This is a genomic window from Thalassoglobus neptunius, from assembly GCF_007859735.1.
GTDB lineage: Bacteria > Planctomycetota > Planctomycetia > Planctomycetales > Planctomycetaceae > Thalassoglobus > Thalassoglobus neptunius.
In genome coordinates this window covers 1-14687 of the sequence record NZ_SIHI01000042.1, presented here as the reverse complement: position 1 = coordinate 14687, position 14687 = coordinate 1, and the positions used below count along the sequence as shown (strand labels likewise).

The window sequence follows — 14687 nt, the reverse complement described above, 5'->3', positions numbered from 1 at the left end:
AAAATCCATGAAGACCTACAGAGGTTGATGAGTTCCCGGCAGCGACGACTTTTTTGAGCAGTCAATGTCTCTCGACTGGGAAATGCAGCTGCCTGAGCGCTCAAATCCGCAGATGCTCGGCGAAGACCCCTTCAGATGATGACTTCCCAAGCAATGATCACGGGGATTTCTGCCCTCTTCCCCCCCCCTCTTCCCGAATTCTGCGCTGATGCGCTGCCACGACGGCGCAGAACCGGGTGACATCGGGTTGACGAATAACTCACGTGCTTCATTGGCAAGCGCGCTTTGCAGGCAGAATGTGCTTCAATTGCTGGCAAGACACGAGACGGCTCGAAGCGAGAATTGATCGAATTCTCTCTTTTTTCATGGATTTTCATGCAGTTCGCAATCTCGTTAGCGGATGTGCACACAATCGGCACAGTGATTGCCTAATGACCAATTAGAGAATGTTGAGCGTTGCAAATTTTGTCAGCGTGCAGTGCTGCCGCTGAACACTTTTATCCAAATCAACTACGGGCAGGTCATCGCGCTCAAACACTGTCCACCGTTTGATGAATGTACAGATTGGGGATCATGATGAAGCGTTGGATTGCGCTCAGTCCGCTACTACTCTTGCTCGCGATGTTTGTTGTGTCGGTTCCGTCCACGAGTTGGGCTCAAGACTCCGAGGAAGAAACAGTTACTGCGGAAGTCGAGGTAGAAGAAGCGGAAGTTGAAGAAGCGGAAGAAGAAGTTCCAATGACGGTCGATGGTCTCAAAGCCGACCTCGACTTCACGATCAACACGTTGATCATGATGCTCTGTGCAGTGCTCGTCCTGTTCATGCAGGCCGGGTTCGCGATGGTTGAAGTCGGGTTAAACTCACAGAAGAACACCGTCAACATCCTGTTCAAGAACTTGATGGACTTGTGTATCGGTGTGATGCTGTTCTGGCTGTTCGGGTTCAACCTGATGTATCCCGGAGACGACTACGCTGGCAAATGGTTTGGAACGTTCACACCGTTCGTCGCACTTCAGGAAACACCAGACTATGACTACGGATTCAGTGCATCTGCCGACTTCCTGTTTCAGGTCGCATTTGCTGCAACCGCAGCGACGATTGTTTCAGGTGCTGTTGCTGGTCGAATGAAGTTCACTGCCTACCTGGTTTACAGTGCGATTCTCACCGGATTGATTTACCCAATCAGCGGAATGTGGAAGTGGGGTGGAGGTGCCCTTGCTGAAATGGGCTTCCAAGACTTCGCTGGTTCGGTTGTTGTGCACGCAGTCGGCGGATTTGCAGGACTCGCTGGAGCAATGGCCCTTGGACCGCGTCTGGGACGTTTCGCTTCAGATGGCTCTTCGAAACCAATTCCGGGACACAACCTTGCATTCGCTGCTTTGGGAGTCTTCATTCTGTGGGTTGGCTGGTACGGATTTAATCCTGGTTCACAGCTCACCTACTCGGGTGCCGTGAACGCACAAGCCACAACTTACATCGCACTCACCACAACTTTGGCCGCTGCTGCTGGATCGCTCACTTCGATGATCATTGCATGGGCCATGTTCGGAAAACCGGACCTCACGATGGCATTGAACGGTGCCCTGGCCGGTTTGGTGGGTATCACCGCGAACTGTGACCGCGTCAGCCAGATCGAATCAGTCATCATCGGTGCTGTTGCTGGTCTGCTCGTTGTCCTGGCGATCGTTGCCCTTGAGAAGTTCAAAATCGACGATCCTGTCGGTGCCTTCCCTGTCCACGGTGTCTGTGGAGTTTGGGGTGGTCTGGCAACCGGGATCTTCGGAGACATTCCTTCGGACGACTACCCTGACATGACTCAAGTTGGCTTCTTCATCGTCCAACTCAAGTCGACAGCCATCATCTGTGTCTGGGCATTCGTGACCATGGCCATTGTCTTCTACGCACTCAAAGCAACTGGAAACCTTCGAGTCACAGAAGAAGAAGAAGTGCAAGGTCTCGACATCAACGAGCACGGAATGCACGCTTACACGACGACTTAATTGAGAGCAGTCTCAGCAGCAAGATGCATCATGCTGAACCCGTTTATGCCCTCTCTGGACATGGATTGTCCAGAGAGGGTTATTTTCGTTTCAGGGCAGTGTTTTTTCCGGGCAGAGAGCAGTGTTTGTTTCGGGTAGATAACATCCAGAACGAATCGCTCTCCACGAAGTCACACAAGTGAGCGAAAGATCGCCCCAACGATCTTATGTCAGACGAATGAAGAGAAAGTTTGAGATCGTTCAATCGAGATGGTGAACCCAACCGCCGGGAGATAGCGGGGACAATTCACCTCCAAGCTGGATCTGTATCTGAGACCCTGGAACACAGCTTCCCACGCGCGTGACCGGAGTGCCCAGTAGCTCTCCCGATCGCTCTAACTTCTCAGCAGCTTCAGAGTTGACTGTGAACAGAAGTTCGAAATCTTCTCCATCCGTCAAAGCGTGAGCGAGCCGTTTCTCGAAGGGAAGGCTGTGGTCAACGTCATCATGAATGGGAACTCGCTCGGCCTCAATGACAAATCCAACGCCGCTGCGTCGGGAAACGTGCAGAAGATCGCCTGCCAATCCATCGCTCAGATCAAGCATTGCAGTCGGTCGGGAGTTTGCGAGAAGTTCTCTGGCTTCCGAAATACGAGGAGAAAACGATAAGTGCCGACCGGACTTCAGTGACCCGCCCAATCGACCAGTCACAAACAATGCATCTCCAACTTGTGCCCCCGAACGCAAAACAGCTGTTCCAGTTTCCACACGCCCGAAGACTGTCACGCTGATCATCAGTGGACCATCGCACGAATTGGTGTCCCCTCCCGCGATGCTGACATTCCAGGTCTTTGCCAGTTCAATAATCCCCATGCACAATCGCTCGACATCAGAACGTTTCATGCTTTTGGGAATGACAAGACCAATCAGAGCGGACACGGGAACGGCGCCCATGGCAGCCACGTCGCTCAGATTCACCGCGAGAGATTTACGTCCGACGAGTTCGAGTGGAGTATCGTTGAGAAAGTGTGTCCCCCCAACGAGGCAGTCGACAGCAGTGACCCATTCCCAGCCTCGTTCCTGGCTGAGAATCGCAGCATCGTCCCCGATCCCAAGCTGTAGCCCGTGACTTGATGTCAATTGTTGGGCAATCCAGTCAATGAGATCGAATTCAGGCCGATTCGAGGATTTGGAGCTGTCGCTCATTTCCAACCTGCAGACTGCTGAGCGCTCAGAAAGCGAACGTCATCGGTCGTTGCACGTGCGCATCCTCCATGCTTCGAGAAGATGCGCTTTAGTCGACGCCTGATGTTCTATTCTTCTGCACTTGCGACATCGACGTACACTTTCAACGCTGATTTGTCGTTGGAGAGTTTGTCCATAATCACCTCAGGATTGTCGAAACCGTCGATGGGTGTCGTTAAAATCCGTTCGGTCACTCCGGGGAACATCACTTCCGCGAGTGCGAGATCGGCGATTCCCTGATTGAAGTGATCGCGATTCCCGTTCACACTTCCGACGAGAAGCTTGTTGCCAAGAACCCATTCTAGATTGACTGAGTCCGAAGGAAAGTCGTTAAGAAGATTCTTCCCGCCGGTGACACTCGTCCAGACAAGAGCGCCGTTTCGTGCCAGGAATCTCATGGCGTCAAAGGCAACGCGACTGCTGCCTGTGGCTTCAATGACTAAATCAGGAGCCCCGACACGCGACACTAACTTCTCCATTGACTCTTTCTGAGTACTGACGTACTCCGCACCGTACCCATTGGCAATTTCTTCCTTGAGCCCGGGATTGGGAGTTCTTGCGATCACGTAAACTTCCAGCCCTCGCAGGCGAAGCATCATCGCGGTCAGCAATCCGATCTGTCCCGCCCCGGTGACAAACGCGAGACGAGGCTTCCAGACCTGCAAACGTGTCTGGGCTAGATAGGCCTGCTCGATCGCTTTGGCACACACACTGACAGGTTCCGCCAGAACTCCCAGCTTTTTCAGCCCGACAGGGACTTTGACGACGAACTCGCAATCGTCGACGACTTTCTCCGTCATAAACCCATGACGAAGATTGATTCCGCGCTCGTAGTATTCGTCGTGACTTGTGATGTCATTTCGACCGATCTTGTCGAACAAGCTGGGACCGGGGCGTCGAACCGTACACGAACAATACTCGCCGGGTTGAACGTTTGTGACGTTCTCTCCGACAGCTTCGACGATCCCGAAAAACTCGTGGCCGATGACCAGATGGTTATCCCCTTGGGGAGCCTGACCATATAAGCCTTCGTTGATTTCGGAATCTGTGGCGTCAACTCCAACTTGCAGAGTCTTCATCAGCACCCCACGTCCCCCGGGAATGAGATCAAGACGCGGTTCAGGGATTTCGGTCACATGAGCGCTGTTCTCCCGACCTGGTGTGACAGCAAGAGCTTTCATAGATGAACAATCCGGAAATATCTGTAATTGTGTTCCGTCGTATCGAAAATGATTGGAACGCGACAGCATCGCAGTGAAAGGCGGTTCCTGTCAATTGTTTGGCGAAGATTCGCTCCGAATAAACCCAAACGTCTCATTGTTCAGAAGCGGGGGTTGTTCCTATAATTTGCGTTTTCACCCTCTCAGCAGAGGGGCAATATGACTGCATCCGGGAAAAGATCCGTCCGATTCCATTCCATGGGAACATCTTCCGGGGCTGACGAACCGGACTTGCCACGCCATGAAACCTGAATTTATCCGCAACTTTTCGATTATCGCACACATTGACCACGGAAAAAGCACGCTGGCAGACCAGCTACTTCTCAAAAGTGGAGCCATCACCACACGTGAATTCCAGGAACAGTTGCTCGACGACCTCGATGTCGAACGGGAACGAGGAATTACGGTCAAAGCTCGGGCTGTCGCCATTGATTACAACTACAACGGCGAAACGTATCAGCTGAATTTTATCGATACTCCCGGGCATGTCGACTTTCACTACGAAGTTTCTCGAAGCCTGGCTGCGTGTGAAGGGGCACTTCTTGTTGTTGATGCGTTTCAGGGCGTTCAGGCTCAAACGGTTGCCAACGCCTATGCAGCCATTGAAGCAGACCTCGAAATCATTCCAGTTGTCAATAAAATCGACTTGCCAGTAACGCGTATCGATGAGGTGCTGGAAGAAGTCGAAAACATCATCGGTCTCGATTCGTCGGAGGCGATCCAGGTCAGTGCGAAGCAGGGAATCGGCATTGAAGATTGCATTGAAGCGATCATCAAGAAGATTCCTGCCCCGAAAGGAAATCCGGAAGCCCCGCTGAAAGCGCTGGTTTTCGATAGCAAGTACGATCCATTCCGGGGAGTGGTAACTTACGTTCGAATTGTGGAAGGGACACTCCGCAAAGGAGATCGAATCCGCTTTATGCGTAAGAAGTCCGTTCAGGATGCGAACGAGATCGGCCAGTTCCGTCCAAACATGACTGCCTGCCAGTCGCTCGGGCCGGGCCAAGCGGGTTACATCATCACTGGGGAAAAGGTTGTCGGAAACATTTCCGTCGGGGATACGGTCACCCTGCAGGGCGAGCAAGCGGCCGATCCTCTTCCCGGCTACAAGTCACCGAAACAAATGGTGTACTGCGGAATGTACCCGATCGACTCGAAGGACTTTGAAAAGCTTCGAGACGAACTCGAACGCATGTCGTTGAATGACGCGAGTTTCTCGTTCATTCCTGAGACCAGCGATGCACTCGGTTTTGGTTTTCGCTGTGGTTTCCTCGGAATGCTCCACATGGAGATCATTCAACAGCGACTCGAACGCGAAGCTGATGTCGGCCTGATTCAAACAGCGCCGAACGTGACCTACGAACTCAAACTGAAATCCGGTGAGGTTGTGAAACTCGACAATCCAGCCGATGTTCCTGACTCTGGACAAATCGAAGAGTTTCGCGAACCAATCGCGCGTGTCACTTTCATTCTTCCGGCGTCCAATATCGGAAGCGTGATGCAACTGTGTGCCGACCGTCGAGGGGAGTACAAAAACACAGAGTACCTCGGAACTGACCGGGCTCAGCTAAGTTATGAACTGCCGCTGGCGGAAATCATTTACGACATGCACGACAAGTTGAAGTCGATCACGCGCGGCTACGGGACCATGGATTACGAAGTCATTGGTTTTCGTGACAGCGACCTTGTGAAACTCGATATTCTCGTGAAAGGGATGTTGGTCGAAGCTCTCGCACAGGTTGTCCACCGCAGCACTTCCGAGCGAAGAGGACGTGCGACTGTCAAAAAGCTGAAGGAAGAGATTCCAAAACATCAGTTTGAAGTCGCCTTACAAGCGGCGATTGGCGCTCGAGTCATTGCCCGGGAAACGATTTCTGCTCTTCGAAAGAACGTGACGGCAAAATGCTACGGCGGCGATATCACGCGAAAGCGGAAGCTTCTTGAAAAGCAGAAAGAAGGAAAGAAGCGAATGAAACAATTCGGACAGGTTGAGATCCCTCAGAAGGCGTTCCTGTCCGTTCTCGAAGCGGGCAAGGACGGATAACGTACAGAGAATCACCTAATCTCGATCGTTGCTTTCGAACTTTCGTCGAAAGTTGACCGAGTCGAACAGGCTTCGGATGATGCTCTCGTTACTGTAAGAAACGTGAACGATGTCTCGACAGATCCTACTCGTCGACAACTACGACAGCTTCGTCTTCAACCTGTCGAGGTACTTTCAAGAGTTGGGTTGCGAGACGAATGTTGTTCGCAACGACCGATTGAACTGGAACGAGATCGATTCGAACCCGCCACAGGCAATCGTCATTTCTCCGGGCCCCTGTTCGCCGCGTGAAGCGGGGATGTCAGTCGAATTGGTCGAACGGTATTCCGCCAAGATTCCCATCCTGGGTGTCTGTCTTGGACATCAAGTCATCGCGAGTGCCTTCCGGGGAAAGGTCGTGCGTGCCCCCAAACCGATTCACGGACAGGCGTCCTGGATTCATCACGATCAAACCAGGCTCTTCGAAGGTTGTCCGAATCCTCTGCGTGTGGCGCGTTACCACTCTCTGATTGTCGACCCAACGTCACTTCCCAGTGAGTTGGCAGTCACCTCAACAACGGAAGACGGGCTCATCATGTCCTTCCGTCATTGTGAACACCCGGTTTTCGGAGTTCAGTTTCACCCCGAATCGGTTCTCACTTCGTGCGGGCATCGACTGCTTGTGAACTTTCTGAATCTGGCGAACATCTCATCCGTCCTGCCGGATGCAATGCGGGAACATGATTCCGAACTCGAAGTCAACTCGGACTTTTTCAGTCGAGAGATCGCCGGGGAACTCGGGCGCCCGATGTAAATCGGAAGCGTACACACCGAGAGGATGTTCTCTCAAGATGATGACTTCACCGCTCGGATTGCATGAGATGGCGGCGGAGGGCATCTATAGCTGTCTTTGCAGCTTTGCTTTTCGTAATCGCCGGATTGCCTGACCATTCCATAATCTCTGATCGTTCGAAATCCGGTCCGATCAACAGCAATGGAATTTTCGAACTCATCCTTCCGGTGCCGTCCGTTGTGACCGCTTCTGCTCCAATCGCGATGACAAAGTCTGCATTCGTTCTTGAACGGATCGACTCTGCTTCCTGTTTGAGCGAGTCCTCCGAAATCACTGCCACAGCCCCGCCACGATAGCACTCGGCGGCATCAGGAACATGAGCAATTCGTTGGGCGAGCAGTCCGGCAGTTGCATGTTCAACCGTTGCGAATGTCAAATCGGATTCGACGAGCCGTCGAATCACAGCATCTTCTAACTCTTCGTCTTCGGCTCCGAAAACAAAATCGCCGAGCCGCTCACGAATGACTCCTTCCACCGATTCGATCTTCTTCAGACACTCCTCCTCAGTCGCTCCGTGAGCATTAACGCGAAGAGTGATCGTCGCTTCGTGCGCGGTGATTCCCACTTCCGGATCGCTTCCCCGTTCGGTCAGTGTCCCGAGAATTTCCTCAACGGCGGATTCTCCAAGGCCAAAGCAGTTGATGCGAGCCCTTCGGATGACTGTCGCACCGCCCGGCAAGCGAGGCCGAACCTGTTCGAGGAACATTTTCCTCATCTCGGATGGAACTCCCGGAAATGCCGCGATGAAGCAGCTCGGCTGATCACCTCGAGGAACTTCGGCCCAAATTCCGGGGGCAGTGCCGACAGGATTGACGATGGGCTCGCTCCCGGATGGAAACATTGCCTGAATACGATTCCGCTCCGGCATTTCGCGTCCACGGGATTGAAAGAACGACTCAAGATGCTGCATCGACTCCGCATGTTCGACGAGATCGACATCCATAAGCCCGGCCAGTGCATGCCGGGTGAGATCGTCAAGAGTTGGCCCAAGACCGCCGGTGATACAAATCAGGTCTGCTCGACCAACCGCAAGTTTCAAGACTTCAACATTCGCGTTGAGATCGTCAGCGACAGTGGTGTGATACAGGCACGGAATTCCAATTTCTGCAAGTCGAAGACTGAGCCACTGGCTGTTCGTATCCAGCTTTGCACCCGACGTCAGTTCAGATCCGATCGCAATGATCTCAGCATTCATTCTTTTTCTTTCAGTTGAGTGGCTGCCGACGATCGAACCTCAGCGAGTAACTCGTTCAGGTCGTCTTCAGTTGTCAGCGGATTCATCAATGTCGTGCGGAGCGCTGCCTGTCCGTCCAGATGAGTTTGAACGATATAAAACTTTCCAGACTCAATCAGTTTCCATCGGATTTGTCGATTCAGTTCGCCGACCTCTGCTTCGTTCAATCCGTAAGAAGCCGAAGGGACGTACCGAAAGACTTGTATGTTCGCTTGAGGCTGATGCAGCGGGACAAAATCCTCTGCCGCTTCCAGCTTTCTGTACAAGATCTGAGTCATTTCAAACGTGACGTCGACGAGATCCGCGAAAAGCTGTTCTCCGAACAGTGACCACGTTCCCCAAAGCCCGTAAACGGCAGCTCGTTTCGTACATTCAACGGTACTCATTCCGCTGTCGATTTCTGCCATTCCCGGAGTCGACGGATCGAACAGATAAGGCGCATCCTGCTGAAAAGCGGCATATCGATAAGCCTTCTCACGGTAAAAGACGAAAGCACAAAGAGCCGAGACAAACATCATTTTATGGGCGTCACAAATGAAGCTGTCCGAACGTTCAAGACCTGAGATCAGATGTCGGTGACGCTTGCTCATCGAGACAGCTCCCCCATGAGCCGCATCGACATGCATCCAGACGTCATGTCGCCGACAGACATCAGCGATGTCGTTCAATTGATCGAACGCTCCGATTGGAGTCGCACACGCAGCTGCGGAAACGGCAAGAATTGGACGATTGTCTTTACGGAGTTGAGCAAGTTGCTCATCAAGAGCCTGAGGATCAATCCGTCTCAACGGATCAAGCTTGGCCTTCAAGCAGTTCTCTGTCCCCAATCCCAGCATCCCCGCCGATCGTGTGACGCAATAATGCGAATCGGCATGAGCGACGAGAACCGGGGACGCATTTCCGTCGGTAAAACCTCGCTGCCACGATTTCGGAAAGACCGTATTCCGCGCAGTCAAAAGTGCTGTCAGATTCGCAAGCGACCCTCCATGAGTGACAAGCCCGTCGAACGTCCCCGGGGTGAGTCCAATTTCTGCTCCCCACCGCTCTATCAGTGCCCTCTCAACCGACGTCACCCACGGCCCCATTTCGTAAATGGCCATCACCTGATTCGTGATCGCCCCCATCGCATCGAACAATCCGGCAATGGGAATTGAGGCTGGGACCTGATGGCCAATGTAGCGTGGATGGTGCAAATTGTGACCGCGGCGAATCGCAACGTCGACCAGCTTCTGGAATCGCTCAGCCAGTGATTCTTTCGCGTGTTCCGCGTGAGAATTCAACGTCTCACGGGCAATCGGCAAGTTCTCTTCGGGAGAATTCCAGTTCAGCACCGAGTGCTCTCGTTGCTGTAACTCCGCCATGTGCTGGCTTAAGCGTTCGACAAGATCCGTTCCCAGAGACTTGAGTGATTCCGGAGAATAGGCCGCCGCAATTCGTTGCTGTGCATCTGTGAATGCGTCCGGATTCATTGGTTCAGTCAGATGTAAAGACTTCGTAGAAGTCATGTCACTCTCTTCGACGCAAATGTTTCACTCTTCCGGAGTCTCGAGCGGTTCGGAGGAAACCGCTTGGACACCGGCAATGGAAAGGCTGCTCACTTATAGGCGCGCGAAACAGGGGCGTGCAGATTTTTCGAATTGTTCGTCCGCAGAATTTTGCGCCCCATGCACGCACAGTTCAATTCGCTGCGATTCGCAATCAGTCCCCCAAAGGTGCTCTCCAGTAATGACCATTACGAGACAACAGCTGATTGGCTCCCTTGGGACCCCACGTCCCGGCGGGGTAAAGCTCAGGACGATGATCAGGTTCGGCCCATCGATTGAGAATCGGATCGACGAACTTCCACGCAGCTTCCAGTTCATCGCTTCTCGTAAAGAGAGTCGAATCGGCACGCATGACATCGAGTAAAAGCCGTTCGTAAGCTTCCGGCAGCGAAACTGCGAGTTGCTCTTCGAAGTCAAAGTCCATCTCGACAGGCTGCACTTGATACTGCATTCCCGGTCGCTTCGTCGAAAACGTAAGCGAAATGGCTTCATGCGGCTGAATACGAAAGACAAGTGTATTCGGATGCGCTTTCGCGGGCTCACACAGTGACCCTTCACACTCCACGGTATCAAACAACTGAAGCGGCGGCAGCTTAAACTGAATCGCGATCTCAGTCACTCTTGAGGGCATCCGTTTGCCGGTTCGCAAATAGAACGGAACCCCGGCCCATCGCCAGTTGTCGATCGCAGCTTCCACCGCAACAAACGACTCGGTTCGCGAATCAGGATCGATTCGGTCTTCGTCGAGATAAGCTTTCACCTTCTCTCCCTTAATCGAACTGGCCGCGTACTGGCCAGCGACCGCCCATGAATCGACCGAACCGGACCGTCCGGGTTGTAGAATCTGTAAGACTTTCAGCTTTTCATCGCGAATGTGTTCTGCCTCGAACAGCGAAGGCGGTTCCATAGCGACCAGACATAAGAGTTGGAGTGCATGGTTCTGAAGCACATCGCGAAGCGCGCCAGCCTGATCATAGTAACCGCCCCGCCCTCCTTCGATTCCCTGTGTCTCTGCCACGGTGATTTGAACATGCTCGATATGATTGCGATTAAACAGCGGCTCAAAAATCGCATTCCCGAATCGAAACAGCAGAATGTTTTGAACGGTTTCTTTTCCGAGGTAGTGGTCGATGCGATAAATCTGATCTTCATTCAACAACTTACTCAGATCGGCGCTCAACTGCTTTGCGGAATCAAGATCACGTCCGAATGGCTTTTCGATCACGACCCGCATCTTCGACGCATCAGGAGGAATCAAGCCAGCTTCAGACAGGTTTTCCACCGACGGAAGAAACAGATTCGGCGACGTTGCAAGATACACCACACGATTGCCCGGCAACTCGCGCTGCTGTTCCAGCTCTTCAATCGTTGACTTCAGATTGACATAGTCTGCCTGGCTGGTCAGGTCTGTTTCGACGTAATACAACATCGAAGAAAATGAGCTCCAGAATTCGTTCAAAACCTCCTCAGAGACTTGGTCGCTAACTTCGGAACGCATTTCTTCGCGAAACTCGTCATGAGTCTTCTCGCGACGAGCGACTCCCACAATCAGACACTTCTGGGCAAGATAGCCTTCCCGGAAGAGTTTGAAGAGCGCCGGAACCAGTTTCCGGCCTGTCAGATCTCCAGACGCTCCGAAGATCATCAGTGTGGAGTCGTTAATCTGCAGTTGCGGGGCAGGTGTGTCTGACATTGTGCCTTCAATTCTCACTGGTAGGTAGAAATTCCTGTCCGAAAGACGATATCTTCCTTTATTCGCATTCATTTGTCAGTCGACTTCTCAAGGAAAATCGAGATCCTGAGAGAGCCTTTCGATTCACGCCTGCCCAGATGTATCTTCATCTTCAACCCACTTTGAGAGATTCAATGAGAGAGGATGTTCGGTCGACCCGCATGTTCCGACGGGGATTCAGTCTGATCTTGGCCATCGGCATCACGGGGTGCGGATTAAGTAAATATGAAGAGCGGCTGGCTGCGTCTTCGGATTTCAATTCTTACATGCAGCGTGTTGACGCAAACCTGGCGTCAACAATTTGGGAGCGGGCAGATCTCGGCATCAAAATGCGATTGCCCCTTCCCTTCGAAGCTCCGATGAGTCCTCCCCCCATGATCACCGATCAGGACGGGAATCCGACATACGGACCGGACGACCGCCAACCATCCCGATTAGGAGTAGCACTCCCCGGAATTGTGGAAGCCTGGAAAGCGGACCTCCCCGGAGAGGGAGGAGCGATGACCGAAGCGAGAATCTATGTTCTTTCGAACCACTCACGCTTTCGAAAGGTTGAAGGGGCCTTCGCTGAAGCTCCCAATGAGTTTCTGAACGATGTTGAAGCCGCCTTGGAACTCGCTTTCAACGTCACACTTCCAGAAGGAGAAGCGAACAGCCACGTCGACAATCTCCGCTATCGATACACTGTTCCGCCTCCGCAGAGTGATTCAACCAAATATGTCGCCAAGAAAGACTTCGTCGCAGTTCGCTTTGTTTCCGACCAACCGGTGCAAGCTCAACTCTACGAGTTATCCTCCGGCGACATTCAAGTCGCAGTCGTGATCGTCGGACCCACATCATTTACTCCGCGATTTCGACAACGCCTTGAAATGGCCTTACAGACGCTGCAAGTTCGTCCCGGAACCGGTGAATCTGCCGCCAAAGAATCCGGTGGCCGAACAGGCGGTGTTTCTGGATTCTAAAGCGACTTCAACAGTCGAATTTGCGATCTGCCGCTACAACAGAGAGACTTTAAACACGGTGCAGCCATCGCAATAATTCGGACTCAAAACCTGCTCACAGGAGCTGTAATCTGATTCAAGTCAGCTGCACTCCGGAGTAAAAAGTGTTTCCGATAACGTGTGTCTCCACAGGTAGACACACCGAGATCTTATCCGAACCCAAGCAAAAGAAGTTCATGAGCAAATCAACCCAATTCATCCTTTGCGGATTACTTTTCTTCACTGCCTCCACGAGGTCTTTCGGGCAGGAAACTCAACAAGCCGGTGACGATCGGCCTGTTCCGAACATCGTGATCATCTTCACCGACGATCAGGGATACGCGGATCTCGGCTGTTTCGGAGCGACCGATTTTCAGACTCCCCACATCGACCAGATGGCGGAGGAAGGTCGCCGTTTCACCAACTTCTATGTTTCACAGGCAGTGTGTGGAGCATCTCGAGCATCGCTACTTACTGGATGCTATGCCAATCGAATCGGAATGTTGGGAGCCCCCAGCCATTCCGCTCGTCATGGAATCAACCCCGACGAGGTTTTAGTCCCTGAACTCTGCAAGCAAAAAGGCTTTCGAACCGCCATGTTTGGCAAGTGGCACCTCGGCCACCACTTGCAGTCACTCCCTCTGCGAAACGGCTTCGACGAATATTTCGGCCTTCCTTATTCAAACGACATGTGGCCTTATCACCCAACAAGCAAAGCCTTTCCCGACCTTCCACTCTACGAAGGCAACGAGATTGTTAATCCCAAGGTCACCCCAGACGATCAGGTTTTCCTGACAACCTGGTACACCGAAAAAGCTGTCGACTTTATTGACCGGAATCACGCCAGCCCGTTCTTTCTATATGTTGCTCACTCCATGCCGCATGTCCCTCTGTTCGTCTCCGACAAGTTCGAAGGCAAAAGCGAACAGGGCCTTTATGGAGATGTGATCTCGGAAATCGACTGGTCCGTCGGTGAAATTCTGCAAGCCCTCAAAAGAAACAACATCGACCGCAACACGCTTGTGATCTTCACGTCCGACAATGGACCGTGGCTCAGCTACGGAAATCACGCAGGTTCAGCCGGTGTTCTTCGAGAAGGAAAAGGAACCAGCTGGGAAGGCGGAGTTCGGGAACCTTGCGTAATGCGATGGCCCGGACAGATTCCCGCAGGGACTGAATGTCATGAACTCGCTTCGACAATTGATCTCTTCCCGACCATTGCAGATCTCATCGGGGCGCAGCTGCCTGATCATCCAATCGACGGCAAAGATATCTGGCCGCTCATGTCCGGTGAAGAAAACGCCCGAACACCTCATGAATACTATTGCTACTACTGGGGAAACCACCTCCAGTGCATCCGCTCCGGGCCCTGGAAACTTCACTTTCCCCACAGCTACAGAAGTTTAAAAGATCAACCTGGAAAAGACGGAACCCCGAGCGCGTATTACCAGGCGAAAACAGGGTTGGCGCTCTATAACCTCGACACAGATGTTGAGGAACAAAACGACATCAAAGAGCAACATCCGGAGATCGTTGAGCAGCTCAAAAAGTATGCCGAGCAAGCAAGAGCGGAACTTGGCGACTCAGCAACGAAGGTCAAAGGCTCTGGCTATCGCGATCCCGCCCGTTTTGAACATCCTCCGTCTCACTAAATCCGACCTCCATGTCCAATAAGAACGGTCAATCCGTTCAACGTCGTCAGAAGCCTCACGATACGTTTATCCACACCCAGTCGAACATAGGGTGTGTCCCAACGCCGTTAACCGTATGAAGTCAGTGTTAGGGGTGTGATTTTTTGGGCGAGGAGGTTCAGGTCAGCTGAAGGTGGCTTGATTGTCGGTGGACCGGGTGGTTTGCGAGTTCGACGCTGCGGATA

10 protein-coding genes are annotated in these 14687 nt (G+C 52.5%); 5 read left to right on the top strand and 5 right to left on the bottom strand.

Features of this window, described 5'->3' with window-relative positions:
- The first annotated feature begins 576 nt into the window (after positions 1-576).
- On the top strand, positions 577-2001 hold the full coding sequence (locus KOR42_RS22450) for an ammonium transporter (protein ID WP_390620915.1): 1425 nt from the start codon (positions 577-579) through the stop codon (positions 1999-2001).
- 240 nt (positions 2002-2241) lie between these two features.
- Here KOR42_RS22450 and thiL read toward each other — a convergent pair whose 3' ends face one another.
- Both thiL and KOR42_RS22440 read right to left on the bottom strand, forming a co-directional pair.
- Entirely contained in the window at positions 2242-3186 is a 945-nt protein-coding gene (thiL, locus tag KOR42_RS22445; RefSeq protein WP_146512078.1) for a thiamine-phosphate kinase, read from the bottom strand.
- A gap of 107 nt (positions 3187-3293) precedes the next feature.
- On the bottom strand, positions 3294-4406 hold the full coding sequence (locus KOR42_RS22440; protein WP_146512077.1) for a glucose 1-dehydrogenase: 1113 nt from the start codon (positions 4404-4406) through the stop codon (positions 3294-3296).
- Between the two features lie 280 nt (positions 4407-4686).
- On the opposite strand from KOR42_RS22440, the gene lepA reads away from it, so the two are divergent.
- Together lepA and KOR42_RS22430 are read left to right on the top strand one after the other, a co-directional pair.
- Positions 4687-6489 carry a translation elongation factor 4 gene (gene lepA / locus KOR42_RS22435; protein WP_146512076.1) on the top strand — a complete coding sequence of 601 codons (1803 nt, stop codon included), beginning with the start codon at positions 4687-4689 and terminating at the stop codon, positions 6487-6489.
- A gap of 109 nt (positions 6490-6598) precedes the next feature.
- On the top strand, positions 6599-7282 hold the full coding sequence (locus KOR42_RS22430) for an anthranilate synthase component II (RefSeq protein ID WP_146512075.1): 684 nt from the start codon (positions 6599-6601) through the stop codon (positions 7280-7282).
- Between the two features lie 46 nt (positions 7283-7328).
- Here the strand turns inward: KOR42_RS22430 and KOR42_RS22425 are convergent, their stop codons facing one another.
- The 3 genes from KOR42_RS22425 to zwf all read right to left on the bottom strand — a co-directional run bounded on the left by KOR42_RS22425 (position 7329) and on the right by zwf (position 11792).
- Entirely contained in the window at positions 7329-8516 is a 1188-nt protein-coding gene (locus KOR42_RS22425) for a CinA family nicotinamide mononucleotide deamidase-related protein (RefSeq protein WP_146512074.1), read from the bottom strand.
- A complete protein-coding gene (locus KOR42_RS22420) occupies positions 8513-10060 on the bottom strand; it encodes a pyridoxal phosphate-dependent decarboxylase family protein (protein ID WP_146512073.1) in 1548 nt (515 codons plus the stop codon). The genes KOR42_RS22425 and KOR42_RS22420 overlap by 4 nt, the downstream gene beginning before the upstream one ends.
- A 193-nt stretch (positions 10061-10253) precedes the next feature.
- Positions 10254-11792 (bottom strand): glucose-6-phosphate dehydrogenase, encoded by a 1539-nt coding sequence (gene zwf, locus KOR42_RS22415; RefSeq protein WP_146512072.1) that lies wholly within the window; start codon positions 11790-11792, stop codon positions 10254-10256.
- 173 nt (positions 11793-11965) lie between these two features.
- Between zwf and KOR42_RS22410 the strand changes: the two genes are divergently transcribed.
- Positions 11966-12793, top strand: coding sequence for a hypothetical protein (locus KOR42_RS22410; protein ID WP_146512071.1), 828 nt, complete (start codon positions 11966-11968; stop codon positions 12791-12793).
- A gap of 215 nt (positions 12794-13008) precedes the next feature.
- On the top strand, positions 13009-14463 hold the full coding sequence (locus KOR42_RS22405) for a sulfatase family protein (RefSeq protein WP_146512070.1): 1455 nt from the start codon (positions 13009-13011) through the stop codon (positions 14461-14463).
- Positions 14464-14687 lie beyond the last annotated feature (224 nt).

Bases quoted from the DNA above. Each gene is read 5' to 3' on its own strand.
- KOR42_RS22440 (WP_146512077.1), bottom strand. From the start codon at position 4,406: ATGAAAGCTCTTGCTGTCACACCAGGTCGGGAGAACAGCGCTCATGTG.
- zwf (WP_146512072.1), bottom strand. From the start codon at position 11,792: ATGTCAGACACACCTGCCCCGCAACTGCAGATTAACGACTCCACACTG.
- KOR42_RS22420 (WP_146512073.1), bottom strand. From the start codon at position 10,060: ATGACTTCTACGAAGTCTTTACATCTGACTGAACCAATGAATCCGGAC.
- thiL (WP_146512078.1), bottom strand. From the start codon at position 3,186: ATGAGCGACAGCTCCAAATCCTCGAATCGGCCTGAATTCGATCTCATT.
- KOR42_RS22425 (WP_146512074.1), bottom strand. From the start codon at position 8,516: ATGAATGCTGAGATCATTGCGATCGGATCTGAACTGACGTCGGGTGCA.
- KOR42_RS22410 (WP_146512071.1), top strand. From the start codon at position 11,966: ATGAGAGAGGATGTTCGGTCGACCCGCATGTTCCGACGGGGATTCAGT.
- lepA (WP_146512076.1), top strand. From the start codon at position 4,687: ATGAAACCTGAATTTATCCGCAACTTTTCGATTATCGCACACATTGAC.
- KOR42_RS22450 (WP_390620915.1), top strand. From the start codon at position 577: ATGAAGCGTTGGATTGCGCTCAGTCCGCTACTACTCTTGCTCGCGATG.
- KOR42_RS22430 (WP_146512075.1), top strand. From the start codon at position 6,599: ATGTCTCGACAGATCCTACTCGTCGACAACTACGACAGCTTCGTCTTC.
- KOR42_RS22405 (WP_146512070.1), top strand. From the start codon at position 13,009: ATGAGCAAATCAACCCAATTCATCCTTTGCGGATTACTTTTCTTCACT.